This window comes from Actinomadura sp. NPDC049382, from assembly GCF_040677125.1.
Taxonomy (GTDB): domain Bacteria; phylum Actinomycetota; class Actinomycetes; order Streptosporangiales; family Streptosporangiaceae; genus Spirillospora; species Spirillospora geliboluensis.
Genome location: NZ_JBFARO010000267.1, coordinates 1 through 1771 on the forward strand (window position 1 = coordinate 1; position 1771 = coordinate 1771).

General features: G+C 79.0%; 1 protein-coding gene and 1 pseudogene. Both read left to right on the forward strand.

All coding sequences use genetic code 11. The features are described 5' to 3' along the window. The coding region (locus AB0K34_RS46560) for a DUF6537 domain-containing protein (RefSeq protein ID WP_364554958.1) at positions 1-715 on the forward strand (715 nt) is incomplete at its 5' end. 180 nt (positions 716-895) lie between these two features. Continuing rightward, a pseudogene (locus tag AB0K34_RS46565) lies at positions 896-1771 on the forward strand (hypothetical protein); the annotation flags it as partial.

A 1771-nucleotide genomic window follows, 5' to 3' on the forward strand; every position in this document is an offset into this window, starting at 1 on the left:
CCCGCTGGACGCCACCGCGCCGGCGGCGACGGCGCTGGTCGAGGCGGCCGGCGTGGACGGCGAGCTGGCCCGCGTGCTGCGGATCCGCGTCCCCGACCTCGCCGCCTACCAGGACCTCGCGCTCGCCGAGCGGTACCTGAACGCCGTCCTGCGCGTCGACCGCGCCGAGCGGGACGCGGACGGCACCGGGCAGCGGCTCGCGGTCGCCGTCGCGCGCAACCTGTACAAGCTGATGGCCTACAAGGACGAGTACGAGGTCGCGCGCCTGCACCTCGACCCCGAGCTCGCGCGCCGGGTCGAGGAGCAGTTCGGGCCGGGCTCGACCGTGTCGTACATGCTGCACCCGCCGCTGCTGCGGGCCGTCGGCCTGGACCGGAAGATCGCGCTCGGCCGGACGGCCCGCCCGGCGTTCCGCGCGCTGCGCGCCATGCGGCGGCTGCGCGGCACCCCGTTCGACCCGTTCGGCGCCGCCGCGCAGCGCCGCGCCGAGCGCCGCCTCGTCACCGGCTACGTCGCCGTCGTGAACGAGCTGGTCGCGGGCCTGCGCGCCGGTGCGGACGCGGACCGCCGCGACCTCGCCGTCCGGATCGCGGAGCTGCCCGACGTGATCCGCGGCTACGAGGACGTGAAGACCGCGAACATCGCCCGCTACGAGGAGGGCCTCCGCGAGCTGCTCGCGGCGTGGCGCGCGGAGCGCGCTGCGGCGCGGGTGTGATGATCGGGTGATCGCGCTGGTCACCGCGCCGACCAGCGCGATCACCCGCTCCCGCGCGCCCGTCGAACCGGGCGGGGACGGCCGCGCGTACTCCCCCACGTGCCGGGGATCGCGCCCGGGCACCGACGTGCGGACGCCGACATCGAGCGCGGACGAGGGTGACGTCCAGTGGAATCGGGCTTGCGGCTGACGGAGCGCTACCGGCTGGTGGAACGCCTCGGCGACGGCGGGACGATGGAGGTCTGGCGCGCCTTCGACGAGCTGCTCGACCGGCCCGTCGCGGTCAAGCTCCCGGCGCCCGGCGGGCCGCCCCGCGCGTTCCAGGAGGGCGTCAACCGCGCCGCCGGGCTGTCGCACCCCGCGCTGGAGACGGTCTACGACAGCGACCTGACCCGGGACGCCGCCGGACGCCTCGTCCCCTACCTGGTGACCGAGTTCCTGGACGGCGAGTCCCTCGCGGACCGGCTCCGCCGCGGCCGGCTCACCGCCCGCGAGGCCGCGTCGGTGTGCAGCCGGGTCGCCGCCGCCCTGGGCGCCGCGCACGCGGCCGGCGTGACGCACGGCGACGTGCGGCCCGGCAAGATCATGCTGCTGCGGGACGAGGTCAGGCTGGTCGACACCGGCATCGGCGGGATCGTCCGGGGCGCCCCCGCGCCGGCCACGGCGGCGGCCGACGTCCGCGCGCTCGGCGCCGTCCTGGCCGCCTGCCTGCCGTCCGGGACGTCCGGGGAGCTGCCCGCGCTCGCCGCCCGCTGCCTGAGCGAGGACGCCCCGTCCGCCCGGGAGGTCGCCGACGCGCTGGCCGGTGACGACGCGCTGGCCGGTGACGACGCGCCGCCGCGCCGCGTCCGCATGGCCCCCGCCGTCGCCGCCGTCCCGCAGGCGACGAAGGCCCTGCCCCCGCCCGTCCCGCCGCGCCCGCGCCACCGCCGCGGCGCCCGCATCGCCGCCGCGACCGTCGCCGCGGCGGTCCCGGCCGCGGTCGCCGCGGTCCTCGCCTCGGCGCCGCGCGCCCCGGTGGCCGTCGCGCCGCCCGTCCGGTCGGCCTCCGTCCCG